At 60.1% G+C, this 25,123-nt stretch carries 21 protein-coding genes and 3 pseudogenes; 14 read left to right on the top strand and 10 right to left on the bottom strand.

From position 1 onward, the window contains the following. Window positions 1-214: 214 nt before the first annotated feature. From N4R57_13790 to N4R57_13780, 3 genes are all read right to left on the bottom strand, one after another. The gene (locus tag N4R57_13790) at window positions 215-694 is read right to left on the bottom strand and encodes a GNAT family N-acetyltransferase (GenBank protein UYV36098.1); all 480 of its coding nucleotides are present in this window, start codon (window positions 692-694) and stop codon (window positions 215-217) included. Further along, the gene (gene kynU / locus N4R57_13785) at window positions 691-1,884 is read right to left on the bottom strand and encodes a kynureninase (protein UYV36097.1); all 1,194 of its coding nucleotides are present in this window, start codon (window positions 1,882-1,884) and stop codon (window positions 691-693) included. The genes N4R57_13790 and kynU overlap by 4 nt, the downstream gene beginning before the upstream one ends. 66 nt (window positions 1,885-1,950) lie before the next feature. Then, on the bottom strand, window positions 1,951-2,898 hold the full coding sequence (locus tag N4R57_13780) for a helix-turn-helix domain-containing protein (protein UYV36096.1): 948 nt from the start codon (window positions 2,896-2,898) through the stop codon (window positions 1,951-1,953). Window positions 2,899-3,005: 107 nt separating this feature from the next. Between N4R57_13780 and N4R57_13775 the strand changes: the two genes are divergently transcribed. Further along, window positions 3,006-3,551, top strand: coding sequence for a cysteine hydrolase (locus tag N4R57_13775; GenBank protein ID UYV36095.1), 546 nt, complete (start codon window positions 3,006-3,008; stop codon window positions 3,549-3,551). A 178-nt stretch (window positions 3,552-3,729) separates the two neighbouring features. Here the strand turns inward: N4R57_13775 and N4R57_13770 are convergent, their stop codons facing one another. Both N4R57_13770 and N4R57_13765 read right to left on the bottom strand, forming a co-directional pair. Continuing rightward, entirely contained in the window at window positions 3,730-4,083 is a 354-nt protein-coding gene (locus N4R57_13770) for an MmcQ/YjbR family DNA-binding protein (GenBank protein UYV36094.1), read from the bottom strand. Between the two features lie 39 nt (window positions 4,084-4,122). Next, window positions 4,123-4,875 (bottom strand): SDR family oxidoreductase, encoded by a 753-nt coding sequence (locus tag N4R57_13765; protein UYV36093.1) that lies wholly within the window; start codon window positions 4,873-4,875, stop codon window positions 4,123-4,125. A 175-nt stretch (window positions 4,876-5,050) separates the two neighbouring features. On the opposite strand from N4R57_13765, the gene N4R57_13760 reads away from it, so the two are divergent. The 6 genes from N4R57_13760 (at window position 5,051) to N4R57_13735 (ending at window position 10,656) form a co-directional block, all read left to right on the top strand. Further along, complete coding sequence (locus N4R57_13760; GenBank protein UYV39583.1) at window positions 5,051-5,500, top strand: isoprenylcysteine carboxylmethyltransferase family protein; 450 nt, start codon at window positions 5,051-5,053, stop codon at window positions 5,498-5,500. Window positions 5,501-5,699: 199 nt separating this feature from the next. Beyond that, window positions 5,700-7,271 (top strand): Re/Si-specific NAD(P)(+) transhydrogenase subunit alpha, encoded by a 1,572-nt coding sequence (locus tag N4R57_13755; GenBank protein UYV36092.1) that lies wholly within the window; start codon window positions 5,700-5,702, stop codon window positions 7,269-7,271. Window positions 7,272-7,284: 13 nt separating this feature from the next. Further along, window positions 7,285-8,718: an NAD(P)(+) transhydrogenase (Re/Si-specific) subunit beta gene (locus tag N4R57_13750; GenBank protein UYV36091.1), complete on the top strand. Its 1,434-nt coding sequence runs from the start codon at window positions 7,285-7,287 to the stop codon at window positions 8,716-8,718. 355 nt (window positions 8,719-9,073) lie between these two features. Continuing rightward, entirely contained in the window at window positions 9,074-9,445 is a 372-nt protein-coding gene (locus N4R57_13745; protein UYV36090.1) for a MerR family transcriptional regulator, read from the top strand. Next, a complete protein-coding gene (locus N4R57_13740) occupies window positions 9,438-9,815 on the top strand; it encodes a carboxymuconolactone decarboxylase family protein (protein ID UYV36089.1) in 378 nt (125 codons plus the stop codon). Before N4R57_13745 ends, N4R57_13740 begins: the two co-directional genes overlap by 8 nt. Window positions 9,816-9,897: 82 nt before the next feature. Continuing rightward, window positions 9,898-10,656: an enoyl-CoA hydratase-related protein gene (locus N4R57_13735; GenBank protein ID UYV36088.1), complete on the top strand. Its 759-nt coding sequence runs from the start codon at window positions 9,898-9,900 to the stop codon at window positions 10,654-10,656. Between the two features lie 90 nt (window positions 10,657-10,746). On the opposite strand, the pseudogene N4R57_13730 reads toward N4R57_13735, so the two are convergent. Beyond that, window positions 10,747-11,637: pseudogene (locus N4R57_13730) on the bottom strand (LysR family transcriptional regulator). A gap of 99 nt (window positions 11,638-11,736) precedes the next feature. Here N4R57_13730 and N4R57_13725 point away from each other — a divergent pair. Both N4R57_13725 and N4R57_13720 read left to right on the top strand, forming a co-directional pair. Next, window positions 11,737-12,233: pseudogene (locus N4R57_13725) on the top strand (lactoylglutathione lyase family protein). A gap of 157 nt (window positions 12,234-12,390) precedes the next feature. Beyond that, window positions 12,391-13,665, top strand: coding sequence for a DUF3422 domain-containing protein (locus tag N4R57_13720; protein ID UYV36087.1), 1,275 nt, complete (start codon window positions 12,391-12,393; stop codon window positions 13,663-13,665). Here the strand turns inward: N4R57_13720 and N4R57_13715 are convergent. From N4R57_13715 to N4R57_13700, 4 genes are all read right to left on the bottom strand, one after another. Then, the gene (locus N4R57_13715) at window positions 13,601-14,674 is read right to left on the bottom strand and encodes a YeeE/YedE family protein (protein ID UYV36086.1); all 1,074 of its coding nucleotides are present in this window, start codon (window positions 14,672-14,674) and stop codon (window positions 13,601-13,603) included. The two genes, N4R57_13720 and N4R57_13715, sit on opposite strands and share 65 nt — an antisense overlap. A gap of 308 nt (window positions 14,675-14,982) precedes the next feature. Further along, window positions 14,983-15,840, bottom strand: coding sequence for an ABC transporter permease (locus N4R57_13710; GenBank protein ID UYV36085.1), 858 nt, complete (start codon window positions 15,838-15,840; stop codon window positions 14,983-14,985). 105 nt (window positions 15,841-15,945) lie between these two features. Beyond that, entirely contained in the window at window positions 15,946-17,010 is a 1,065-nt protein-coding gene (locus tag N4R57_13705) for an ABC transporter permease (protein UYV36084.1), read from the bottom strand. A gap of 92 nt (window positions 17,011-17,102) precedes the next feature. Further along, window positions 17,103-18,806 carry a peptide ABC transporter substrate-binding protein gene (locus tag N4R57_13700; protein ID UYV36083.1) on the bottom strand — a complete coding sequence of 568 codons (1,704 nt, stop codon included), beginning with the start codon at window positions 18,804-18,806 and terminating at the stop codon, window positions 17,103-17,105. Between the two features lie 317 nt (window positions 18,807-19,123). On the opposite strand from N4R57_13700, the gene N4R57_13695 reads away from it, so the two are divergent. The 5 genes and pseudogenes from N4R57_13695 to N4R57_13675 all read left to right on the top strand — a co-directional run bounded on the left by N4R57_13695 (window position 19,124) and on the right by N4R57_13675 (window position 25,095). Further along, complete coding sequence (locus N4R57_13695; GenBank protein UYV36082.1) at window positions 19,124-20,944, top strand: ABC transporter ATP-binding protein; 1,821 nt, start codon at window positions 19,124-19,126, stop codon at window positions 20,942-20,944. A 217-nt stretch (window positions 20,945-21,161) separates the two neighbouring features. Next, window positions 21,162-21,362 carry a hypothetical protein gene (locus tag N4R57_13690; GenBank protein ID UYV36081.1) on the top strand — a complete coding sequence of 67 codons (201 nt, stop codon included), beginning with the start codon at window positions 21,162-21,164 and terminating at the stop codon, window positions 21,360-21,362. Between the two features lie 202 nt (window positions 21,363-21,564). Next, window positions 21,565-22,728, top strand: coding sequence for an acetylornithine deacetylase (gene argE / locus N4R57_13685; GenBank protein UYV36080.1), 1,164 nt, complete (start codon window positions 21,565-21,567; stop codon window positions 22,726-22,728). 4 nt (window positions 22,729-22,732) lie between these two features. Beyond that, window positions 22,733-23,905 (top strand): M20 family metallopeptidase, encoded by a 1,173-nt coding sequence (locus N4R57_13680; protein UYV36079.1) that lies wholly within the window; start codon window positions 22,733-22,735, stop codon window positions 23,903-23,905. Window positions 23,906-23,932: 27 nt separating this feature from the next. Next, window positions 23,933-25,095, top strand: a pseudogene (locus tag N4R57_13675) (M20 family metallopeptidase). Window positions 25,096-25,123: the final 28 nt, after the last annotated feature.

Here is a 25,123-nt window from a genome sequence, read left to right as displayed (position 1 = left end):
GGATGGCGGCTGAATTTGCATCAGAACCGCCAATGCCCCGGTTTTGGGGCGGTTTGTTTCGCAAATGGATACAAAGGCGGTGGGGCGTGATTACGGGGTTATTTAGGTTAATTCGTGCACAATTGGCCTAAAATGGACGTAATTGGTTCGATGCCTGTGGGGATCGCCACAGTTTGGTCGCGTTCTCATGGGGAGGTTGTGTCGCCCGGATGGATCAACGCAGAGGCGAGAGGTCCAGCGCCATGGCGAAGCGTTCAAGCGTTGCGCCATTGCGTTCAATCAGTTCGGTCGTTTCGACGCGCCAGCCATTGCGGGCAAAGAACGGTTTTGCAAGGTGGCTGGCATGGGTGGTCAGCGCGGTGAGCCCGCGGGAGCGCGCACGCGCCAGCATGGCATCATAGAGCGCCTGTCCCACGCCGCGCCGGGCCAAGGCCGGGCGCACAAAGGCGAGGTCAACATAGCCGTCGGCAGTGGTGGCAATGAAGCCTGCGATTTCGCCCTCAAACAGGGCAACATAGGTGTCGCAAGCGCCAAGCCGGGCCGACCAATCCGAGGGCGGCGTGGTGGCGGGCGCCCAAGCGCGGCGCTGGTCGTTGTCATAGTATTCGCCGGTGCCATTGCGCACTGCATCGACAAAAATCGCAAAGAGCGTGTCGCTGTCGCCGCTGTGATAGGGACGGATGCGCGGGGTCATGTTACGCGGGCGCGGGCCTTGTATTCATCCGTGTCCCACAGGCGGTTGGTCATGATGTCTTCGACGATCTCGGCGGCGGCGATCACATCGCTTTCGTCGATGTAGAGCGGGGTGAAGCCGAAGCGCATGATATCGGGCGCGCGGAAATCGCCGATCACCCCGCGCGCAATCAGCGCCTGCATGGCGGCATAGCCATCGGCGAACCGGAACGACACTTGTGATCCGCGGGCCGCCGGATCGCGCGGGCTGGCGAGTTCGAGCATCGGGCAGCGGCGTTCGACCTCGTCGACAAACCGCGAGGTGAGCGCGATCGAGGCGGCGCGAATGTCCGCCATTGTCGTCATGTCCCAGATATCGAGCGCCGCCTCGAGCGCCGAGAGCGCCAGCACCGGCGGCGTGCCAACGCGCATCCGTTCGATCCCTGCGCCGGGCCGATATGAGGGTTCAAACGCGAAGGGTGCGTCATGGCCAAGCCAACCAGAGAGCGCAGGCGCAGCAGCGAAAGCATGGCGCGGTGCGACATAGATGAACGCTGGCGAACCGGGGCCGCCGTTGAGGTATTTATAGGTGCAGCCAACCGCAAAATCGGCCCGAGCGTCGGCAACGTCAACCGGCAAGGAACCGGCGCTATGGGCGAGGTCCCAGACAGTGAGCGCGCCCATTTCGTGCGCCTTGGCGGTGAGCGCCTTCATGTCGTGCAATCGGCCGGTGCGGTAGTCGACCTCGGTGATCATGGTCACGGCGATCTCTTCGGTGATGTTGGCCGCGACCTCTTCGGGGGCAACAACGCGCAGCTCGTGGCCTTGGTTCAGCGATTTGATCAGCCCTTCGGCCATATAGAGATCGGAGGGGAAATTGCCGCTATCCGACAGGATCACCTTGCGATCCGGGTTCATGGCAAGCGCCGAGGCGAGCGCCTGATAGACCTTGACCGAAAGGGTGTCGCCCATGACAACGTGACCTTGCTCCGCGCCAATGAGGCGCGCGATACGGTCGCCGACGCGGGTGGGTTGTTCCATCCATCCGGCCTTGTTCCAGCCGGTGATGAGCATCTCGCCCCATTCGTTCTGCATGGTGGTCTGCATCCGCGCGGTGGCGGATTTGGGCAGCGGCCCAAGCGAGTTGCCATCGAGGTAAATCACGCCCTCGGGCAGGTGAAACAGCGATTTGGTGGTGGCGAAGTCGGTCATGGGGCGGTCCTATTTTGGGAGGTCCTGAGTGGGATGGCTCTATTTGCTTTAGGCTTAAAGCATCTATTACCGGCTGACGCGCGCTCTGTCCAGTCGCTCGGCTGTTGCGGGGGGCGAGGATACGCTGAACCGGGCGCGATACTCTGACGGTGTGAGGCCGGTAGAGCTTCGAAACAGGCGGGTAAAGGCGGGGGTGTCTTCGTAGCCGACAGCGCGGGCAATGGTGGCGACGCTATCGCGGGACCGCTCGAACAAACCGCGGGCTTTTTCGATGCGCAGGGCCTGCACATAGGCATTCGGCGTAAGGCCGGTTGCCGCACGAAACCTGCGGTGCAGACTGCGTGGGCTGAGGCGGGCGCGTGCGGCGAGGGCAACGACCGAATGATCGGCTGCGGGGGCGGATTCGATCGCGTGTTGCAGCGGGAGGATGCGGTCGTCGCCATGGCTGAGCCTTGGGCGAAAGCTGCGCCAGTTGCGCTGTTCGCGGCCCCGCGGATCGACCAGCATATGCCGGGCGGTCTGGGTCACAATATCCGGTCCCAACAGGCGTTCAACAAAGAACAGGCCAAGATCGACCCAAGCCATGAGCCCGCCCGCCGTGACAATGTCATGATCGTCAATCAGCAGGCGTTCGGGGTAGAGTTGGGCCTTTGGGAAAGCGGCGCAAAATTCGTCCTCCAGCATCCAGTGGGTTGTGGCGGGGCGCCCATCCAGCAACCCGGCATGACCCAGCCAAAACGCCCCAGCACAGACCGAGGCCAGCACGGCGCCCTGACCATGCGCCGCGCGCAACCAGTCTAGCAGCGCTTCATCGGCATCGCCGCGCGCGCCCGACATGTTCGGTGGCAGGATCGCGATATCCGGCGTCTGCGCAGGCGGGGTGTTCATGGAGAGGGTCAGCTCTGGTCCACTGCGTTTGCGGCTGATCCCGCTGGCCAGAGTGAACAGGTCGTGAAGCCCGAGCATCGCAGCCTGCTGCGCGCCGGAATAAGACAAGAGAGCGATTTCAGGCATTTTGGCAGCTTTCGCACAATGAGTGTCGTTTATGCCAGTTTCGCCAGAGTCGCGGCGAAAGTAAACACGTCACAGACCAACACCATGCCAGGAAAGGGCAAAATGACATGAGCAAAGATGCGTTGATCCTTGTGGATATCCAGAATGATTATTTCCCCGGCGGCCTTTGGCCGGTTGAGGGGATGGAGGCTGCCGCCGAACGGGCGGCGCACCTGCTGAGCGCGGCGCGCACATCGGGGCAAATGGTGGTGCATGTGCGCCACGAAATGGCGAGCGACAAAGCGCCCTTTTTCCGGCCCGCAAGCAAAGGTGCCGAGATTGCCGACGCCGTCGCCCCGGCGCAGGGTGAGATGGTTCTGACCAAAGCGCGACCGAACAGTTTTCTCGGCACCGGCCTTTTTGACCTGCTCAAAGCGGCGGATGTCACGGCGGTAACGCTCTGCGGCGCGATGAGCCAAATGTGTATCGACGCTACGGCCCGCGCCGCCGCCGATCACGGCTTCAAGGTGCGCGTTGTCGCCGACGCTTGCGCTGCGAAATCGCTAGTTTTCAACGAGGTTTCCGTGCCCGCGCCGCAGGTGCATGCAACGATCATGGCCGCGTTGCAGGGCACCTATGCCGAGATCGTCACAGCAAAAGACATCACGGCATAGGATTGGAGCCCTTCTGAGGTTTCTTTAATGGAGAAAATACCCATTCCAACGGGAGCAAAACCCGTTTCCGCCAAATAGGGTCCACAGCATTGGCAGCTATTGTGGGGGGGCGAGCGAAGCGAGCCCCTCCCTCTGGCGACGCCGAAGGCGGCGCAACACCTGACGCGTTCAGCACCCGTCACACCCCGAGTTCGGCGCGCTTTTTCTTGGGCAGAGCGGCGGCAATCATCTCATAGGACATGGTGATATGCGCTTTGAGGTCGCCATCTGACAGGCCCGGTGCCGCGTAGTGTTGAAGCCACTTCATCCCGCGCGAGGCAAGATAGGGGGCGGGGCGGATGCCGGGCGTGTCTTGGAGCACCTCAAAGGCGATGTCGCTGCATTTGAAAGTGAACGCGTCACGCGACTCGGCCCAGCCACAAATGGCAAAGACCTTGCCGCCGATTTTCCAAACGTCAGAGTTTCCCCATTGCATGACATGCGTGGTGGGGCCAAGGGCGGCGCAGAAGCTGTTGAACTCTGCGCGCGTCATGCGCAGCCCTTGGCAAAAGAGTTGGGCAGGTTGCCCACCCTAGACCTGTCCGCCGCCGATGCGCACTTCGGTGCCATTGGTGCTTTCCGAAAGCGGATTGCAGAGCCAGACCGCGGCGGCGCCGACTTCTTCGGGCGTGATCAGACGCTTGTGGCGGTTCTGTTGCACCATCATATCGCGGGCCTGATCGGCGCTGATGCCGGCGCGGTTGGCGATGGCGTCGGTGTTGCGCGTCACGATCGGCGTGTCGACATAGCCGGGGCAGATCGAGTTGAACGTATAGGGCTCGCCCATGAAGTCTTCGGAGAACGACCGGACCATGCCGATAACCCCGTGTTTTGAGGCCGCATAGGCCCCGGCGCCGGGCGCGCCGCGCAGACCGGCGATGGAGGACACCGCGATGACACGGCCCCAATCGGTGGTCAGCATCGAGCGCAGGCTCTCGCGGATGGTGAAGAAGCAGCCATCAAGGTTGATCGCCATAATGCGCCGCCACATTTCGGTGTCGGTTTTATGCAGCTTGCGCCCTTCGGCGATGCCGGCGTTGGCGACGCAAATCTGGATCGGGCCGCGTTCGGCCACGGCGGCGTCGATGACCTCGGCGCTCATCGCTTCGTCCGAAACATCCATGGTGGCGGGGAACATGCCCGGTTCGGCCACGTCGCGCAGCACGTCGATACGCCGCCCCGTGATGGTCACTTCGGCCCCTTCGGCCACAAGAGCGCGGGCAATGGCCAGCCCGATTCCGGTGCCGCCGCCAGTGACGAGCGCGTGTTTTCCTTTGAGCATCATGGTTGGTGTCTCCTCTCCCTGATTTGCGCGCAAGCCTACCCCAAGCGGGGCCGCGTGCAACCTGTGCCGTTCCGTCAGATCGACATTGGCGCGCCGTCATGCCATAGCCAGAGCACAGGCCGTGACGGGTGAGTCACGGCGCTTTTGGCCCTTGGAAGAAAGGCGTTTTGCCATGTTGAAATGGATTGATATTCCGCCCGTTTGGCTGGGCATTTTCATTGGCCTAGCCTGGGCGCAGGCCGTTTATCTGCCACTTGGGCTGAATTTTGGCATCGGGTTTGCCGATTTTCTGGGCGGTGTTCTGGTGGGGGGCGGTTTGGTTTTGATGGCGCTGGCGGTTTACGAGATGCGCCGCCATCAAACCACGGTGATTCCGCATCGCGAGGCAGACCGGCTGGTGCAGTCGGGCATTTTCTCGCGGTCGCGCAATCCGATCTATCTTGGCGATATGTTGATCTTGGCCGGGTTGATCCTGCGCTGGGACGCGGTTTTGGCCCTGCCGTTGGTGCCGATTTTCCTGTGGTGGATCGAGCGGCGCTTTATTCTGCCCGAAGAGGACCGGTTGCGCCGCAAATTCCGTGCGGATTTCGCACGGTATTGCCAAAAGACGCGGCGTTGGGTTTGACAATTTAGCCATTGCATTTATTTCATGCAGCGGCTGAATCGGATAACAAAGTTGCGCAAGGGGAGAATCGCCGCGTTGCGACATGTGGGCAATCGAACATGCCAGCCGGATGTGTCATACAGGCGGTTAACCAAACTGGGAATTCTCTGGCCGGGCGCTCTGCGCTGCGGTCTTACGATGCTGAAAGGGATGAATTAAGGTGAAAATCGGAACGCCAAAAGAAGTCTTCGAGGGGGAAGCACGGGTCGCCATGACACCGGACTCGGCGCTGCAATTGCAGAAGCTGGGCCATGAGTGCCTGATCGAGGCGGGCGCGGGGGCGCGGGCCGGGTTTGAGGATGCCGCATACAAAGAGGCGGGTGTTCAGGTGATCAAGAGCGCCGCCTCGTTGTGGAAAGAGGCCGACATTATCGCCAAGGTGCGCCAGCCGAATGCCACCGAGTTGAAACGGTTGACCAAGGGTAAAACCTTGATTTCATTCTTCAATCCCGGTGGGAATGAAGAGGGGATGGAGGCTGCCAAGGCCAAGGGCGCGAATGTGATCGCCATGGAAATGGTGCCGCGCATCAGCCGTGCGCAGAAGATGGATGCCCTGTCCTCGATGGCGAATATCGCGGGCTATCGCGCGGTGATCGAAGCAGGCAACAACTATGGCCGCTTTTTCACCGGTCAGATCACGGCGGCGGGCAAAGTGCCCCCGGCGAAGGTTCTGGTGGTGGGCGCGGGCGTGGCCGGTTTGGCCGCGGTTGGCGCGGCAGTGAGCCTTGGCGCGGTTGTTTACGCGTTCGACGTGCGCCCGGAAGTGGCCGAGCAGGTCGAATCGATGGGTGCCGAGTTTGTGTACCTCGATTTCGAGGAAGAACAGCAGGACGGCGCCGCGACCGGTGGTTATGCCAGCGTTTCGAGCCCGGAGTTCCGCGAGGCGCAGCTGGCCAAGTTCCGCGAATTGGCACCGGAGATGGATATTGTCATCACCACGGCTCTGATCCCCAACCGCGAAGCGCCCAAGCTGTGGCTTGAAGATATGATCAAGTCGATGAAGCGCGGTTCGGTCATTGTTGACCTTGCCGCCGAAAAGGGCGGCAACGCGGACGGCACGGTGCCGGACGAGAAGGTTGTGACCGACAATGGCGTGACCATCATCGGCTATACCGACTTCCCCAGCCGGATGGCGAGCCAAGCATCGTCGCTTTATGCCACCAACATCCGCCACATGATGACGGACCTGACGCCCGAGAAGGACGGCAAGGTCAATCACGACATGGAAGATGACGTGATCCGCGGCGCGACCGTGACGTATGAGGGCGAGATCACCTTCCCGCCGCCACCGCCGAAAATTCAGGCGATCGCGGCCAAGCCCAAAGCCGAGGTCAAGGAATTGACGCCGGAAGAGAAACGCGCCGCCGAGGTGGCCGCGTTCAAGGCGCAGACCAAGCAACAGGTGACATTGCTGGGCATAGGTGGGGCGCTGATCCTGCTGGCCGGGCTTTATGCGCCAGCGAGCTTTATGCAGCATTTCATCGTCTTTGTGTTGTCGGTGTTCATCGGGTTCCAAGTGATCTGGAACGTGGCGCATTCGCTTCATACGCCATTGATGGCGGTGACGAACGCGATTTCGTCGATCATCATTTTGGGCGCGTTGATGCAGATCGGGTCGGGATCATTCCTGGTGATCCTGCTGGCGGCTTTGTCGGTCTTTATGGCCGGTATCAACATTTTCGGCGGGTTCCTCGTCACGCGGCGCATGCTTGCCATGTTCCAGAAATCTTAAGGAGGCCGTGATAATGGAATTCGGTTTCACAACAGCGGCCTATGTGGTTGCAGCGGTTCTTTTCATTCTGTCGCTGGGCGGCCTTTCGGGGCAGGAAAGCGCGAAACGCGCGGTGTGGTATGGCATTGTCGGCATGGCTCTGGCCGTGGTGGCGACGCTGATCGGGCCCGGTTCGGGGCTTTGGCTTTTGTCGATCCTGTTGATCATCGGTGGCGGTATCATCGGCACTTATGTGGCGCAGCGCGTGCAAATGACAGAGATGCCACAGCTTGTCGCGGCGATGCACAGCCTTGTCGGTCTGGCGGCGGTATTCGTTGGCTATATCGGGCATATCGAGTTGAACAACGTGCTTGCGATGGGCTTGGACGAGCGTGACGCCTTGACCGGTTTTGCCGGGCTTTTGGCGCATAAGAGCGGCGTTGAGCAGAACATTCTGCGGGTTGAGCTTTTCCTTGGCGTGTTCATCGGGGCGGTGACATTCACCGGCTCGGTCGTGGCCTATGGCAAGCTGGCCGGTAAGCTGACATCGGCTGCAGAAAAGCTTCCGGGTGGGCATATGCTCAACGCGGCGGCAGCGGCGATTTCGGTGATCTGTCTGATCTGGTATTTCAACACCGGCGGATTCTTCCCGCTGTTCCTGATGACTTTGGCGGCGCTGTTTATCGGGTATCACCTGATCATGGGGATCGGTGGCGCGGACATGCCTGTGGTTGTGTCGATGCTCAACTCCTATTCGGGGTGGGCCGCGGCGGCGATTGGCTTCTCGCTTGGCAATGATCTGTTGATCGTGGTGGGTGCGCTTGTCGGCTCGTCGGGGGCGATTTTGTCTTACATCATGTGTAAGGCGATGAACCGGTCGTTTATCAGCGTGATCCTTGGCGGGTTTGGCGGCACCTCCGGCCCGGCGATGGAGGTCGAGGGCGAGATGATCGCGATCGAAGCCGACGGTGTGGCGAGTGCTTTGGATGAGGCGGATAGCGTCATTATCATTCCGGGCTATGGCATGGCCGTCGCGCAGGCGCAGCAGAACGTGGCCGAGTTGACCCGGCGTTTGCGCGCCAAGGGCAAAGAGGTGCGTTTTGCGATCCACCCGGTGGCCGGGCGTTTGCCGGGGCACATGAACGTGCTTCTGGCCGAAGCCAAGGTGCCCTATGACATCGTGATGGAAATGGACGAGATCAACGATGATTTCCCGGAAACGGATGTGGCGATCGTGATTGGCTCGAACGACATCGTGAACCCGGCTGCGCAGGAAGATCCGAACTCTCCCATTGCGGGGATGCCGGTGTTGGAGTGCTGGAAAGCCAAGCAGGTGTTTGTAAGCAAACGCGGCCAGGGCACGGGCTATTCCGGGATCGAGAACCCGCTGTTCTATAAGGAGAACACGCGGATGTTTTACGGCGATGCCAAGGCGAGCCTTGATAAGCTGTTGGGCATGATCGACTGATCCTGCGCGTGAGCAAGTGTTTGGAGAAGGGCGCCCCGGTGGGGCGCCCTTTTTTTGATGTTGGATGATGGGAAGCGGCGCAGGTCGTAGTGGGAGCAGGCCCGATACGGAGGTTAAGGTGGGGGTCAGATCCCACATGCTGGGTAAAGTGGAGGCCAGCCCCCACACGCAGGTTCAAGTGGGGGCCAGCCCCCACACCCCGTATAAAGTGGGGGCCAGCCCCCACGCCCCCGGGATATTTCCAGTCAGATGAAGGGGGAGCGGGTATTTGATGCGAATGGTGCGGAAAATGCTTGAGCTGGAGTGCGCTCCAGCTCGTAAGCTGGAACAGAATCATCTGGAAGGTGGGTTTGTTATGAAAATTTCCGAAGTGGCCACGCGCACTGGGCTGAGCGTGGATACGTTAAGGTTTTACGAGAAAATCGGATTGATCGCGCCGCCGATGCGCGATGATGCGGGGCGGCGTGTCTATGGCGAAGATGTAATCGGCTGGATCGGGTTTCTGGATCAGCTGAATGCGACGGGTATGAAACAGGCCGATCGGGTGCGCTATGCCAAGCTGCGCCAGCAGGGGGCGGCGACATATGCCGAGCGGCGTGAAATGTTGGAAATGCATCGCGCGGAGATTGCCAAGCGCTTGTCAAAGATGCGCGAGACCTTGGCGTTGATGGATCGCAAGGTGGCGCATTACCGGGATTTGGAAGCGGAGGTATTGGCGGATGTCTGAGGCATTGGAGAAGGGGCGGGCGTTGCTGGCCGGGATGAACCCCGGATTGGAAGAGGCGTTGGCCGCGCGATATGATGGCGACCTGCCGGACATGGCCGAAACGCTGGTGGAATGGGCTTATGGGCGGATTTATGCGCGCGAGGGGCTGGATTTGAAGACCCGGCAGCTTTGCACTGTTGCGGCGTTGACCGCTTTGGGCGGGCAGACCGGGCCGCAATTGAAGATCAACATTGAAAACACGCGTGCGGCGGGGGCGAGTGAGCGGGAAATCTTTGAGGTGATCTGGCAGATGGCGGTTTATGGCGGGATGCCGGCGGCGATCAATGGGTTGAACGCGGCGCGCGAGGTGTTTGCCGCATGCGATCTGTGAAGCGGATTGCCGTGACGTTGCCTTTGACTTGGCCCGCGTGATGCCGGAGGTGTAGGCGGAGCCAGACGAGGAGGAAAGCCGCATGGATGACCATATCAAGATCGACCGGGAGGGGCGCGTAATCACGCTGACCCTTCAGCGCGAGGAAAAGAAGAATGCGCTGACGCAGGCGATGTATGCGGCGATGGCCGATGCGCTGGAAAGCTATGCCGAAGATGACGAGGCGCGGGCTTTTGTGATCACCGGGGCGGGTGATATGTTCACCGCTGGCAATGATCTCTATGACTTTGCCAAGGGCGACCGCGAGACAGAGGTGCCGCCGGTATGGCGGTTTCTGGCGGCGATCCGTGAATGCCCCAAGCCGGTGATTGCCGCTGTGAACGGGCATGGGATCGGGATTGGTTTGACCATGTTGTTGCATTGCGACTTGGTTTATGCCTCGACGTCCGCGACGTTGAGCGTGCCGTTTGTGCAGTTGGGGCTGGTGCCCGAGGCGGCGTCTTCGACGTTGCTGCCGGCGGCGGTGGGCATGGCAATAGCGAACGACATGTTGCTGGCGGGGCGGGTGATCACCGCCGAGGAAGCCGAGCGATTTGGTCTGGTGGCGCGGGTGTTTGAGGATGCGCAATTGTCCGGCGAAGTGGCAAAGATCGCCGCAGCCGTTGCGGCGATGGCCCCCAAGGCGATGGTCTTGTCCAAAGCATTGATCCGCGACAACCGTGAGGCCGTGGCCGCGAAGATGGCCGAAGAGGCCAAGCATTTTGCAGCCCAGCTTCAGGGGCCGGAATTTGCCGAAAGCGTGGCCGCGAAGATGCAGAAACGGGCGCCGAACTACGGTTGAACCTCCACCACGAGATAGAGTGGAAGGGCATCCGTTTGGGTGCCCTTTGCTGTTGGGGGATGCTGCGTTCGCACGATCCGCTGCGAGGCGTTACCGCAGCGCGTTTGTGGCGCGTGTGATCAGGGTGCTTAGCGCGGCGATACGTGCGATCTTGCGGCGGCCCTTGCGGGATATGATCCATAGATCATGGTGCCGCTGTTTTGGCAGTTGAATGATTGCCAAGTCTTGCCGCCCGGCAAATGCATCGACGCCCGATTTCGGCAAAATGGTGTAACCAAGGCCCTTGGCGACTGGCATCGGGATCTGGCCGATTTGGTTGACAAAGGTCCCTGACCCGCAAGCTGTCGCGGCCTTTGTAATCTTTGGGAAAATTGAGAGAGAAGAGATCATCGGCGTAGGCATAGCCGTCGGGATGCGCGACAAATCCGAGCGCGTTCAGGCGGTTGAGATCGAACGATTGCCCCTTGAGGGAACGCGGGACGACCAAGCAGAGCTCCTCGCGGGCCAGTTCCGTCGCGCTTAGACGGGGATGTTCGATTTTTTCAGCAATGATGCCGAGATCGAACGCGCCGTTTAGCACGGAGTCCACGACGCTCTGATGCGGTGCGGCCGTGACATTGATGACCAGCTCAGGGGCTTGCTGCATCCGGTCGAGCAGGTGGGGATAGAGCCACATGGCAAAGCTGCCGGAGCAACCGACGCTGATGGTGCCGACGTTTGGATCGTCGATCTGGATACCCTCAAAGAGGTCCTTTCTTGTTGGCGTCGCGCGGTTCCAAGAGCAAAGACGGCTTCGCCCGCCGGTGTGAGGGTGAAGGATTTCCCATCTTTCGAGATGAGCGGCTTGCCGATCTGAATTTCAAGTTTGCGCAGGTGTTGCGAGACACCCGGTTGGGTCATCCCGAGGAGGTCAGCCGTTCGCGTGAAATGGCCAGTCTCGCAGAGCGTCGTAAAGGTGTGGAGCCATGTGGCGTTGAGCATGGAGTTCCCAAAAAATTATCAAAATCATGAAGAATGATAATTTTTAATGTGAGGTTGATCCAGCTAAATCACGGCCAACACACTTGCAAAGGAAACATTATGCAACCGACACCTCGCACATTTTCCCATATTGGCCTGTCCGTTCCCGATCTGGACAGGGCGATAGAGTTTTACCGCGATGTTCTTGGGTTTTATGTCATCATGGAGCCAACGGCCATTGTCGAAGATGACAGCGACATCGGTCAAATGTGCTCGGACGTTTTTGGCGCTGGCTGGGGGCGGATGCGAATTGCCCATCTGGCGACAGCGGATCGTGTGGGGTTTGAGCTGTTTGAGTTTGAGGGTCACGAAGCGCCAAAAGACAATTTGAACTTCAGGCAGCACGGCACGTTTCACTTTGCCATTCAGGATACAACCTTGAAGATTTGCTGGCAAAGATTGTTGCGGCCGGGGGCAAGCAGCGCATGCCGGTGCGGGCGTATTTTCCCGACGAGAAGCCGTATCGCATGGTCTATGTTGAAGATCCCTTTGGGATTGTGTTCGAGCTTTATAGCCACAGCTATGAGCTGACTTATTCGGCAGGGGCTTATGCCTGAGGCTTGCCGATCTGGTGGCAAAGGCGACGGGCGGCCGGTCATAAACGGGGCATCCTTGGGGTGCCCTTTTTCCTCTCTTTGCGCACCTGTGCGCATTTGGCGAGTTGCGGGATGAGTTGCGCGCGGTATCTTTGAGCAAAGACTGCGGAGCGTGCCCATGGAAGATCATCCGTTGAGATATGAGCTGGCCGGGGAGATGCATGCGCGTCCTTTCATGGCGCTCGGCGTGCCGTGTTCGGCGGCGTTTTTATGTATCAAGCGGCCAGAGAATGCGGCGAGCCGGGATCGCGCGCAGGATTTGGCGCATCTGATCTCCTTATTGGACCGGCATGGCGCGGCACATCCGAAACCGGGGGCAACGCATTACTTCGGGCAGATCGGGCGGCATTGGCTGAAATGGGAGAGCCACACCGAGGTGGTGACCTATACCGCCTTTTATGACGGGTTGAGCGAACGGGCGTTTGATCCGGCTGATTTTGAGGTCTTCCCCGCCGATTGGCTGGCCGAGGCGCCGGGGGAGCGGATGACTTCGGCGCTGCTCCGGATTGATCAAAAGGGCGAGGATGCAGAAATCGCGCGGCAGTTGGGCGAGTGGTTCGTGCCAGAGAGCCTTGCCGTGAGCCGGGTATTGGATGACGCGGCAGTGATTGCCGGAGATTTCAGGATCGACCCGGCGGGGCATTTGCGCTTTGCGGTGTTTGTCGAGGACGCAGTGGGATCGCGCCGTGTGGGGCGAATTGTACAGCGGATTTGTGAAATCGAGACCTACAAAACCCTGTCGCTGTTGGGGTTTGCGCGGGCGCGGGCGCTGTCTCCGGCGCTGACCGGGCTGGCGGATGGGCTGACTGCGCTGGTTGAGGAGATGGGCGAGGGGGCGAAACCGGCGGATGGCACGCTTGACCGGCTATTGGGTATTTCGGGCGAGTTGGAGCAGCTTTCGGCGCGGGCGTCGTTTCGGTTTAGCGCGACGCAGGCCTATGAGACCTTGGTGCATGAGCGGATCAGGGTGTTGCGCGAGGCGCGGTTCATGGGGCGGCAGAGCTTTTCCGAATTCATGATGCGGCGGTTTGATCCGGCGATGCGCACTGTCCGTTCGACCGAGGCGCGATTGGCAACGATGGGAAGCCGTGCGGCGCGGGCGGCGGATCTGTTGCGCACGCGGGTGGATGTGGAGCGCAGCGCGCAAAACCAAGCGCTATTGGCCAGCATGGACCGGCGGGCCGACTTGCAGCTACGCTTGCAGCACACGGTCGAGGGGCTGTCGGTGGTGGCCGTGTCCTATTACGCCGTAAACCTTGTGAGCTATGCGCTGTATCCGCTGGTCAAGGCCACGCTGGACCTTGACAAGGGGATGCTGACGGCGCTGATCACTCTGCCGGTTGTGGGGTTGGTGTGGCTTGCGATCCGCCGGATACGGAAGGGGTTTCATTGAGCAAGCGGCCCGCGATGGCCGCTCCAGCGACGATTGCAAGGATGGCAACAAAGGCCGACAGGCCGAGCGTTGGAATGCCCGAAAGGCCAGCACCAAGAGTGCAGCCCCCCGCAAGGACACCGCCAAGGCCCATAAGCACAGCACCGAGCGCGTAGCGGCCGGTTTGCCGCGGGCTCTCAAAGCTTTGCCATTGAAAGCGGCCAAAGATCAGGGCTGAAAGTGCAGCACCCAAAATGGCACCGGCAAACAGGCCGGGACCGAAACCTGCGCTGATGGCGGTGCTGGCGATTGTATAGAACAAGGTTTCGGCGCTGGGCGAGGTGAAAGAGAGGCTCTCCATCGCGATCGGGTCGAATTCGTCAAACAGCACATAACCAGTGCCGACCCATGCCAACGGCACAAGCGCGCCGAGCAGGGCGGCCAGCAGCATCTGGCCGGGGCGGATCCCCGAGCGCAGGGCGATAGCAAGCGCTGCAAGGGCGATCAGGGTGGACCAAACAGGTGCGCCGCCGGGCAGGGCCGAGAGGCTCCCATACTCACCGACGTTTAGGGTGACTTGGCCAAGCGTGGTACGGATCGGCGCAAGCACCCCTTTGAGCGTAGCGTGGGCCGTAATGGCAAAGAGCACGATCACAAAGAGCGCACGAAGGTTGCCGGAGCCGGTAAGCACGGTCAGGCGCGAGGCGCAGCCACGGGTCAGAACCATGCCGACGCCAAAGGCCAACCCGCCAACGAGCAGCGCAAGGATTGGCAGTTCGGACACGGAGAGGCGGTGATCGGCAAAAGAGATCAGGTCGAACCACACGGCCAGCCCGGTGCCAGCGACCGCCACGGCCAGAGCGGTGAGCCATGTGCCAGCCGCTTGTCGCCGGTCGGCGCCGACAATGGCACGACGCAGGCAGAAGCGCGTGATTTCGGCCAATAGGCCAAAGGCGACGCCGAGTGCGAGGGCGAAATAGAGGCTGGCCCCGACAGGGGTGAGGGTCTCGAACTCGAAAGTTTCGAACATGGGATGTCTCCTTGCGCGCGCAGGATTATGCGAAATCGGACCGGATGTGCGCCGGTTGCGCGGCGTAATCAAGGGGCGGAGAGCGTTGGGGTTGGCGAAGCCCCGGAACAATTTTCCGCCGCTGTGAGGATGAGGGGAAATTGTTTTAGCTGGCGCGCGCGCTTGGGAGCAGGTTTCACCTTGGGACGCGCGGCTGCGTCGGTATTCTTATTCGCGAATTTGTGCAGATGAGCGGCATTTGCCCGAGAGCGGGCGAGCCGCGCCCCGGAATTTGTATCCGGGGCGGCGGTGAGTCGTTTGGCTGTGTCTTAGCGTCCGCGAATGCGCGGGTCGAGCGCGTCGCGCAGGCCGTCGCCGAGATAGTTCACCGACAAAACCGTGAGCGAGATCATGACGCCGGGTAGCATGACGCGTTCGGGGTATTCCTGCATCCGCTGCACTGCATCGGCCAGCATCTTGCCCCATGTCGGGAAATCCGAGGGGAAGCCAACGCCAAGAAACGAAAGCGCGCTTTCGGTGATGATCGCCGTGGCCAGCCCGAGCGTGGCCGACACCATGATCGGTGAGAGCACATTGGGCAACAAATGCCGGAAGATGATCCCACGCGAGGAGGTGCCTGCGGCGCGTGCCGCGAGGACGAACTCGCGTTCTTTGAGCGCAAGGATTTCGCCGCGCACAATCCGGGCGGTTTGCATCCATGACGTGACGCCGATGACGGTGACGATCAGCACGAACATGCCCGCTTCCGGGCTGCCAAATGTTTTGATGAGCGGTTGTCGGAACAGCGTGACCGCGACAAGCAGGAGCGGTAGGATTGGCAAGCTGAGCACGAGGTCGGTGAAGCGCATCAGGATGCCGTCGAGCCGTCGGAAATACCCCGCCAGAACACCGATTGACGTGCCGATCAGCATGGTCAGGAACATCGCGGTCCAGCCCACGGCCATGGAGGTGCGCCCACCGGCGATGATCTGGGCCAAGTGATCGCGTCCGAGGTTGTCCGAGCCGAGCGGATGCGCCCAGCTGACCTTGGCATCGCTATTCCAGATCACGGTATAGATCGGGCGGATGTCCTTGTTGCGAATGTCGAGCTTGGTTGGCTCAAGCTGCCACAAGAGGTCGCCAAACAGCACCGCAAGAGTGATGAACACCAAAAAGCAGCCGCCCATCAATGCGCCCTTGTGATGGGAGAACTGATCCCAGACATCGCGCCATTGGCTGCGCGGGGGGCGGGTAATTTCGGGCTCTTGCAGCGCGTTGAGGGGGAGTTTGCCTCAGTCATAGCGGATCCTCGGGTCAAGCACGCCGTAGAGAACATCAGCGATCAGGTTGAAGAGCACGATCATGATGGCGAAGATGAAGGAAATGGTCATCACCGTGGGCAGGTCGTTGGCAAACAGCGCATCAATCAGATAGGCACCGATGCCGTTCACGGAGAACACCACTTCGGTGATGATCGCGCCACCGAAAATGCCGGGCACGCCGAGCGCGATGACGGTGACCACCGGGATCATCGAGTTGCGCAGCACATGGACGATCACCACGATGGCCTCGGAGAGGCCCTTGGCGCGGGCGGTGCGCACGTAGTCCTGATTGAGGTTATCCAGCATCGCGGCACGCATGAAGCGGCTGATCTGGGCCGTGGTTTGCATGGCCAGAACCATCACCGGCATGATCATTTGCCGGATCTGATAGACGAAGCTGTCCCAATCAGTGACCTGATGTGTCGTGTCATAGATAAAGGGGAACCATCCGAGGTTCACCGAGAAGATCACGATCAACAGCGGGCCGGTGAAGAACGGCGGGATCGAGAAGCCGACCATGGTGATGAATGTGCCCATCTGGTCGAACACTGAATATTGCCGGTAGGCAGAATAGATGCCGATGGGAATGGCGATGAGGATGCCGACCACATAGCTCAACCCCACAACAGTGAGGGTTTGGGGCAGGCGTTGCACCACGATGTTCATAACGGGTGCGCGGTTCTGCCAGCTAAGCACGCGCAGGTCACAATCGGCGGGCGCGCCGGGGCCGCAGGCCGTGTAGAGGTCGGTGTCGGGAAGGAAGCTGAGCCAGCCCTCCTTGTTTGTGAGCCAGTCGATCAAAACCATCGGTTCGATCACGAAAAACTGGATCAGCCACTTGTAATACTGGACATAAATCGGCTCACCGAGGCCGAGGGCCAGCCGCATCTTTTCTTTGACTTCTGGGGGGACGGTGAGGGGCACCTGTGCCATCGGATCGCCGGGGGCGAGCTGCAACAGGAGAAAGATAACCAGCGAAATGAACAAAAGCGTCGGGATCGCAAGGACCAAGCGACGAATTGTGAATGTCAGCATACGGGCGCGCCTTTGTTTATTGTTCTTTGGCGTTTACGTGACGTGTTGAGAAGCGCAGCCCCGGCGCGATGTCCGGGGCTGCGTCAGCGCATTTACTTGATGCGATACCAGTCGGCTGCGTTCCACAGCTCGCTATCCCAGGTGTTGAGGACAACACCACCGAGGCTGTTGGAGTGGGCCGAAACGCGACCACGATCAACCAGCGGCACCACGACATAGCTTTCCTTGGTCAGCATGTCGTTGAGCTTGCGGCCAAGTTTGCCGCGCTCTTCAAGCGAGCCTGTGCGACCTAGTTCCATGATCAGCTTGTCAAACTCGGGGTCACAGAAGCGGTTGATGTTCTCACCCTGCCACTGTGCTTCGGGCTTGGGCGCCTTGTCGCAAGTGTGCTGGGCCAGATAGCTTTCCGGGTCTGTGCCGTCGAAGTTGTTGGCATACATTTCAACGTCGGCATAGAACTTCTGGAACGTGTCGGGCGAACCCGGATCACCACCGAAGAAGACCGATGCGTTGATGTTGCGCAGCTCGGTTTCGACGCCGATTTCAGACCACCACTGTTTGATCAGGGCTTGGAAGTCCTGACGCACGGCGTTGGTCGAGGTTTGATAGAGCAGCGCCAGCTTCTTGCCATCCTTGTCGCGGATGCCGTCGCCATCGGTGTCTTTCCAACCGGCTTCTTCAAGCAGAGCCTTGGCGCCTTCGATGTCCTGCGTCAGACAGTCGGTGTTGTCCGAAGCATAGATCGCAGGGGCAGGCACGAGGTTACAGGTCGGGCGACCGGCCTGACCATAGCCGACTTCAACCAGCAAGTTGCGGTCGATCGCCATGGAGAGCGCCTTGCGAACCCGCATGTCCGACAGGATCGGGTGGGGGTGCTTGGCGGTCGCACGCTCGCCTTCTGGCAGGTCGGGCGACGGGTCGGTCATGTTCATTTCGATCCGCTCAACCAGCGAGCCAAAGGCCGCCACGGTTTTGCCTTTGCCGCCTTCGGCCATCTTGGCGATGACATCGGGGGCAAGTTGCAGGTTCCAAGCGTAGTCGAATTCACCGGTTTCCAGAACCGCACGGCCCGCCGCAGTGGCATCGCCGCCGCCTTTGAAGGTCATGGTGGCAAAGGCCGGTTTGGCCGGGTCACGATAGTTGGGGTTGGCTTCCAGCGAGATCACGTCGTTCGGCTTGAACTCGGTGACAGCGAAGGGGCCGGTGCCGATCGGGCTGAAGTTGGCCGAGGTGCATTCGGGTGCTTTCGAGCCAAGGCAGTCTTTGAACTGGGCCATCTGCAGGATCGGGGACTGACCGCCCATGAAGGGGCCATAGGGGTTCGGCTTCGGTTCGCCAAAGGTGACCTTGACGGTCAGATCGTCGAGCGCCTCGACGCTGGTGACGCCTTCGAATTTGGCCAACTGTGCGCAGCCGCCTTCGGGATGCATGCAGTATTCGGCAGTGAATTTCACATCAGCCGAGGTAACTGGCGAGCCGTCGGACCACTTGAGGCCGGACTTGAGCTTCCATGTGATGGTGGTCAGGTCTTCGCTGACGCCGCCGTTCTCAACCGTCGGGATGCTTTCCGCGAGGTAAGGCACGAGCGCGCCGTTTTGGTCATAGCGACCAAGCGGCTCAAGAACGAGGCTGGCCGATTCGATGTCCTTGGTCCCGCTCGAAAGATAGGGGTTAAGAATCGATGGCGCTTGCCAATAGATGATGCTGACGTGGCCGTCTGAGCCACGTTCGGCCATGGCCGCGGGGGCCATTGCGAACGAGGCGGCAGCGCCAAGTAACAAAGATCTCATTTTCATTGTTCACTCCTTGTTGGACGGGGCGTTGAGCGCCCCGCGCTTTTGCCGTGCGATGCACGGGTTTTGGTTTGTTGAGGCCGAGATCAGCGTGGACTTAAACGTAGCGCACAACGGCTCGTTTCAGCAGCACCCACCCCGGCGACTGCCCCACATCACAATGCGAGTTGCACAAAAAAGCAACCCTTGCCTGCGCGGAAGGCGGTTTTTTCACCATTCGACAAGTGTTTGACAGGGTGAGGGCGCTGTCGTTAGCGTTTGTCGGCACGGGCCTTCAGCATCCCAGCATCACCGTCAGGCCAGAATTTCAGAGGAAAACCATGCTCGATCAGCCCATTGCCAAGATTGAAAACCTGCGGGTTGAATTCCAGACCAAGGATGGTCCGGTGCTGGGGGTGGAGGACGTGTCGTTTTCGGTAAACCCCGGTGAAACCGTTTGTATTGTTGGGGAATCAGGCTCGGGTAAATCGGTTTCATCGCTGTCATTGATGCGGCTGGTGGAGTACGGCGGAGGCGAGATTGCCGGTGGCAAGTTGCTGTTTGATCGCGGCAACGGCGAGCAAGTTGACCTGTCAAAAACCGATCAGAGTTTGATGCGCACGATTCGTGGCAATGAAATCGGTATGATCTTTCAGGAGCCGATGACGGCGCTGAACCCGGTGTTCACCGTCGGGCGGCAGCTGACCGAAGGGTTGCGGCTGCATATGGGGATGAACAAGAAACAGGCCGAGGCGCGCGCGCTCGAGCTTCTTAATCAGGTGCGCATCCCCGAAGCCGAGCGGCGGTTAAAGCAATACCCGCACGAATTGTCGGGCGGGATGCGCCAGCGGGTGGTGATCGCCATGGCGCTGGCCTGTGAGCCGCGCCTGTTGATTGCGGATGAGCCGACCACGGCGCTGGATGTGACGATCCAAGCTGAGATCCTTGCCCTGATGGATCGCTTGAAGCGTGAAACCGGCACGGCGGTGATGTTTATCACCCATGATATGGCGGTGGTGGCCCAGATGGCGGACCGCGTTGTTGTCATGTTCCGTGGCAACAAGGTGGAAGAGGGCACGGTCGAGGAAATCTTTGAAAACCCGCAGCATGACTATACCAAGGCGCTGCTTTCGGCGGTGCCGCGCTTGGGCGAGATGACGGGCACCGACCTGCCTTCTCCGATGAAGCTGTTGGGGTCGGAAGGGCATCTCAGTGAGCCGATCAAAGGCACGGACGAGACGCTTTTGGAGGTGAAAAACCTTGTGACGCGCTTTCCGGTGCAGGGCGGATTTTTCCGCCGCACGGTGGCCAATGTTCATGCCGTCGAGGATGTGTCGTTCACCCTGAAGAAGGGGCGCACGCTTAGCCTCGTGGGTGAATCGGGCTGTGGGAAATCGACGGTTGGGCGCTCGCTCATGCGGTTGGTCGAGCCACAGGAGGGGCATGTCACGCTTGATGGTGTGGACGTGATGGCCCTTGATACCAAGGCTCTGCGCGAGGCGAGGGCAGACATGCAGATGGTGTTTCAGGGCCCGTTTGCCAGCCTGAACCCGCAGATGCAGCTAATGGATCAAGTGGCCGAGCCGCTGCGCAATTTCGGGGTGAACAACAGCAAGGAATTGCATGACCGGGTGACGAAGTTGTTCGACCGGGTCGAGCTGCCGCGTTCGTTCCTGAGACGGTTTCCGCATGAGCTTTCTGGTGGACAGCGCCAGCGGGTGGCAATCGCCCGTGCGCTGGCGTTGAACCCCAAGTTGATTGTGGCAGATGAGGCGGTGAGCGCGCTGGACGTGAGCGTGCAGGCGCAGGTCTTGAACCTGATGATGGAGTTGCAGGCGGAATTGGGCCTGAGCTATCTCTTTATCAGTCATGACATGGCCGTGGTCGAACGGGTGAGCCATGACGTGGGCGTGATGTATCTGGGCCGGATCGTTGAGAGGGGGCCGCGCCGGGCGGTGTTCGAAGACCCGCGCCACCCCTATACGCAGGCCTTGATGAAGGCGGTTCCGATTGCTGATCCTCATCGCAGAAAGTCGGAAAAAGATTTGAATTTCAAGCCAATACCTTCGCCCATTCACCCGGTCAGCTATGAGCCGGAACCATCGGTGTATGAAGAGGTGTCGCCGGGGCATTTCATCCTGACCACCGACAGCGGGTATTGATCCGGGGTTCAGGCAATGCGCCGAGGGAAGCTGTCGGCGACTTCTAAACTCGGCACCCGATGAATTATTGAGCGACAGGTTTTTGCCGATTGGCGCGCGCGTCAGATCGTTGATTGCAAATCGTCATTATTGTGTTATTTTAAGGGCTGATTTGTATGTGTGTTCGATCCTATGGGATGTTTGCGCATGTATAGTATGGTATAGGAAAGGACATCCAATGAAGAAAATTGCTGTTGCTGCACTTCTTGCAAGCGTTGTCGCTACTGCTCCGGCGCTGGCTGATGACAAAACCAAAACCACATCTGACCCGTTCGTTTCGACCCAAGGTGGTCTTGGCCTGGGCGCGGCTGGTGCTGGTGTTGCGGCTGTTGCTGCTGTTGCTCTGGCGATCGTTATCACCACGACCGACGATTCCTGAGCCAAGCGTTCAGCTTTGAAAATGTGAACCCCCGTTGGCGCAGGCCTGCGGGGGTTTTTCGTTTTGCGCCGGTGCCGCATAACGCAGCGGTGACGGCGGGGCAGGCCGCAGACGATGCGATTGCGGTTGCATGTTCGCGATAGACGCGTGACTTTATGCGCATCTTTTGTCCCAAGGGACAGACGAACAGGGACGCGCAAGCATGCAAACACTCACCCCATATGAAATAATGGAAAAGCTGGTCAGCTTTCCCACGGTCAGCCGCGACTCCAACCTGCCGCTTGTGGATTGGGTTGAAGCGTATCTGACCGGCCATGGCATCATCTGTCATAGGTATTACCGAGAGGATAACGCGCAGGCCGCTTTGTTCGCCCATGTCGGCCCCGAGGTCGAAGGCGGCGTGATTCTGTCGGGGCATACCGATGTTGTGCCGGTGGATGGCCAGCCATGGACCAGCGATCCGTTCACGGTGGTTGAGCGGGACGGCAAATATTTCGGGCGTGGTTGCTGTGATATGAAAGGGTTTGACGCGCTGGCGCTTTGGGCCTTGGTCGAGGCGAAGAAAAGCGGCGTGGTGCGGCCTTTGCAGATCGCGCTGAGCTTTGACGAGGAGGTGGGCTGTACCGGCGCGCCGCCGATGATCCGCGCAATGCAGGGGCCGCTCCCCAAGGCGAGCGCGGTGATTGTGGGCGAGCCGTCGATGATGCAGGCGGTCACCGGCCACAAGGGCGGCATTGGTCTTGCCACGCGGGTTGTCGGCTTCGAGGTGCATTCGAGCATTGCCCACACCGGGGTGAGCGCCGTGATGCAGGGCGCGCGGTTGATTGATTGGGCCAACAAGGTGAACCAAGAGAACATGGCCAAAACGCCCGATGCGATGGCCGCCCAGTTTGAGCCGCCATGGACCAACGCCCATGTCGGCACGGTCACCGGGGGCACGGCGAACAACATCACCGCCAAGGATTGTGAATTCGTCATGGGCTTTCGCATGGTGCCCAGCGAAAGCGGCGACATGTGGCGCGCGCGTTACGACGAAGAGGTGCGCCGGGTCGAGGCCGAAATGCAGGCGGTCCACCCAAGTGCGCGCATCGAAGTTGATGAACTCTTTGATGTTCCGGGGTTGAAGCCCGAAGCCGAGAGCGAGGCCGAGGCGCTGGTGCGGCGCATAACCGGAGACAACGCCAGCCATGTGGTCAGCTATGGCACCGAAGCGGGGCAGTTTCAGGAGGCGGGCTACTCCGCTGTGATCTGCGGGCCGGGCAATATTGAGCAGGCGCATCAGCCGGACGAGTTTATAACTGTTGCACAATTCAATGCGGGGCATCGTTTCATGGAGCGCCTGCTTGAGACCCTGAAGGAAGGATAAACCAATGCCGGTGCGCAACCGATTTGCCGAGATGCAGGACGAAGTATCAGGGTGGCGACGACATTTGCATGCCCATCCCGAATTGCGATTTGAAGAGCATGAAACCGGCGCGTTCGTGGCCGGGAAGCTGGAAGAGTTCGGCTGTGACGAGGTGGTGCGCGGCTTTGGCCAGACCGGGGTTGTCGGGGTGATCCGTGGCAAGGGCAAAGGCGAGGGCGCGGGCCGGGTCTTGGGCTTTCGCGCGGATATGGATGCGCTGCCGATCAACGAGGCGTCGGGGGTTGCGCATGCGTCGACCGTTCCGGGCAAGATGCACGCCTGTGGCCATGACGGGCATACTGCGATGCTGTTGGGGGCCGCGAAATATTTGGCCGAGACGCGCAATTTCGCAGGCACCGTGGTGTTGGCCTTTCAGCCCGCCGAAGAGGGTGGCGGCGGGGCGCTGGCCATGATCGAAGACGGGTTGATGGACCGCTGGGGTGTTGAGGAAGTTTATGGCATGCACAATTGGCCGGGTTTGCCGGTGGGCGAATTTGCCGTGCGCGCCGGGCCACAGATGGCGTCACCGGGCAAGTTTGAAGTGAGCGTGCGGGGCAAGGGCGGGCATGGCGCGATGCCGCATAAGGGGATCGATACCACCTTGGTTGCGGCGCAGATTGTGGTGGCATTACAGTCGATTGCGTCGCGCAATATCGACCCGCTGAACCATGTTGTGGTGTCTGTTTGTGGCTTTCGCACCGAGACGGACACCTACAACGTGATCCCTGACACTGTGCGGTTGCGAGGCACAGTGCGCACGTTTGATCAAGCCACGGAGGCCAAGGTGAAAGCGCGGATTGAGCAGTTGGTCACATCCACGGCAGAGGCCTATGGCGCCGAGGCAGAGGTGGTGCATTTGCCCGGCCCGCCGCCTTTGGTCAACCACGCCAAGGAAGCGGAGTTGGCCGCGCAAGTGGCCGAAGCGGTCTGCGGCGTTGCCCACCGCGACATCGAGCCGTCGATGGGCGGCGAGGATTTTGCCGAGATGCTTCTTGCACGTCCCGGCGCTTACCTGTTTGTTGGCAACGGAGACAGCGCCGATCTGCACAACCCTGCTTATGAGTTCAACGACGCGACGATCCCTTATGGGGCGAGTTGGTTTGTTGAAATGGCCGAGACGCGGATGCCGCTGGACTAAAACCCATATGAAGCGAGAGGACTGATCATGCCCGTAAAGAACCGATTGGCAGAATTGCACGATGAAATCACCGCCTGGCGGCGCGACATTCACGAGCACCCCGAAATCCTGTTTGAAACCCACCGCACCAGCGCTTTGGTGGCAGAGAAGCTCAAGGAATTCGGCTGTGATGAGGTGGTTACGGGGATCGGGCGCACCGGCGTTGTTGGCGTGATCAAGGGCAAGTCGGATGCGTCCGGCAAGGTGATCGGGCTGCGCGCGGATATGGATGCATTGCCGATCCATGAGGACACCGGGGTGGAGTACGCGTCCAAGACGCCGGGCGCGATGCATGCCTGTGGCCATGACGGGCATACTGCGATGCTGCTAGGTGCGGCGAAGTACCTTTCTGAAACGCGGAACTTTGACGGGACAGCAGTGATGATCTTCCAGCCCGCCGAAGAAGGCGGCGGCGGTGGCAAGGAAATGTGCGACGACGGCATGATGGAGAAATTCGGCATCGACGAGGTGTACGGGATGCACAATTGGCCTGGTAAGCCAGTGGGCGCATTTTCCATCCGGGACGGTGCATTTTTTGCCGCCACGGACCTTTTCACCATTGATTTCGTAGGGTTGGGCGGTCATGCCGCCAAGCCGCATGAAACCATCGACACCACGGTCATGGCCTCTCAGGCGGTGTTGGCGTTGCAGACAATTGCCAGCCGGAATGCCGATCCGATCGACAGGGTTGTCGTTTCGGTGACCTCCTTCGAGACCGGATCGAAAGCCTATAACGTGATCCCGCAGACCGTGCAGTTGAAGGGCACAGTGCGGACAATGAGCGCCGAGATGCGCGACCTTGCCGAGAAGCGGATCAACGAGATTTGCCAAGGGATTGCGACGACATTCGGCGGCAGCGTTACGGTCGATTATAACCGTAACTATCCGGTGATGGCGAACCACAGCGAGCAGACCGAGTTTGCCGTCGAGGTGGCCAAGTCCATTTCCGGCGGATGCGAGGAAGCGCCGCTTGTCATGGGGGGGAAGATTTCGCCTTTATGCTGGAAGAACGTCCGGGAGCTTACATCCTTGTCGGGAATGGTGACACGGCGATGGTGCACCATCCGAAGTATAACTTTAACGACGAGGCGATTCCCGCCGGGTCTTCGTGGTATGCCGAGGTTGTCGAGAAGCGGATGCCGGCGGCATAAGTTTCTGGTTTTGCGTTGAAAAAAGCCG

The organism is Rhodobacteraceae bacterium D3-12, assembly GCA_025916135.1.
Lineage (GTDB): Bacteria > Pseudomonadota > Alphaproteobacteria > Rhodobacterales > Rhodobacteraceae > JAKGBX01.
The sequence above is the reverse complement of the archived record's forward strand: the minus strand, read 5'-3'. Positions and strand labels throughout refer to the sequence as shown.

Excerpts from the sequence above, each read along its gene's own strand:
- N4R57_13710 (UYV36085.1), bottom strand. The coding sequence starts at position 15,840 with ATGGGCGGCTGCTTTTTGGTGTTCATCACTCTTGCGGTGCTGTTTGGC.
- N4R57_13775 (UYV36095.1), top strand. The coding sequence starts at position 3,006 with ATGAGCAAAGATGCGTTGATCCTTGTGGATATCCAGAATGATTATTTC.
- N4R57_13715 (UYV36086.1), bottom strand. The coding sequence starts at position 14,674 with ATGTTCGAAACTTTCGAGTTCGAGACCCTCACCCCTGTCGGGGCCAGC.
- N4R57_13700 (UYV36083.1), bottom strand. The coding sequence starts at position 18,806 with ATGAAAATGAGATCTTTGTTACTTGGCGCTGCCGCCTCGTTCGCAATG.
- kynU (UYV36097.1), bottom strand. The coding sequence starts at position 1,884 with ATGACCGACTTCGCCACCACCAAATCGCTGTTTCACCTGCCCGAGGGC.
- argE (UYV36080.1), top strand. The coding sequence starts at position 21,565 with ATGCAAACACTCACCCCATATGAAATAATGGAAAAGCTGGTCAGCTTT.
- N4R57_13745 (UYV36090.1), top strand. The coding sequence starts at position 9,074 with ATGAAAATTTCCGAAGTGGCCACGCGCACTGGGCTGAGCGTGGATACG.
- N4R57_13780 (UYV36096.1), bottom strand. The coding sequence starts at position 2,898 with ATGCCTGAAATCGCTCTCTTGTCTTATTCCGGCGCGCAGCAGGCTGCG.
- N4R57_13790 (UYV36098.1), bottom strand. The coding sequence starts at position 694 with ATGACCCCGCGCATCCGTCCCTATCACAGCGGCGACAGCGACACGCTC.
- N4R57_13735 (UYV36088.1), top strand. The coding sequence starts at position 9,898 with ATGGATGACCATATCAAGATCGACCGGGAGGGGCGCGTAATCACGCTG.
- N4R57_13705 (UYV36084.1), bottom strand. The coding sequence starts at position 17,010 with ATGCTGACATTCACAATTCGTCGCTTGGTCCTTGCGATCCCGACGCTT.
- N4R57_13690 (UYV36081.1), top strand. The coding sequence starts at position 21,162 with ATGAAGAAAATTGCTGTTGCTGCACTTCTTGCAAGCGTTGTCGCTACT.
- N4R57_13740 (UYV36089.1), top strand. The coding sequence starts at position 9,438 with ATGTCTGAGGCATTGGAGAAGGGGCGGGCGTTGCTGGCCGGGATGAAC.
- N4R57_13695 (UYV36082.1), top strand. The coding sequence starts at position 19,124 with ATGCTCGATCAGCCCATTGCCAAGATTGAAAACCTGCGGGTTGAATTC.
- N4R57_13750 (UYV36091.1), top strand. The coding sequence starts at position 7,285 with ATGGAATTCGGTTTCACAACAGCGGCCTATGTGGTTGCAGCGGTTCTT.
- N4R57_13720 (UYV36087.1), top strand. The coding sequence starts at position 12,391 with ATGGAAGATCATCCGTTGAGATATGAGCTGGCCGGGGAGATGCATGCG.
- N4R57_13765 (UYV36093.1), bottom strand. The coding sequence starts at position 4,875 with ATGATGCTCAAAGGAAAACACGCGCTCGTCACTGGCGGCGGCACCGGA.
- N4R57_13680 (UYV36079.1), top strand. The coding sequence starts at position 22,733 with ATGCCGGTGCGCAACCGATTTGCCGAGATGCAGGACGAAGTATCAGGG.
- N4R57_13770 (UYV36094.1), bottom strand. The coding sequence starts at position 4,083 with ATGACGCGCGCAGAGTTCAACAGCTTCTGCGCCGCCCTTGGCCCCACC.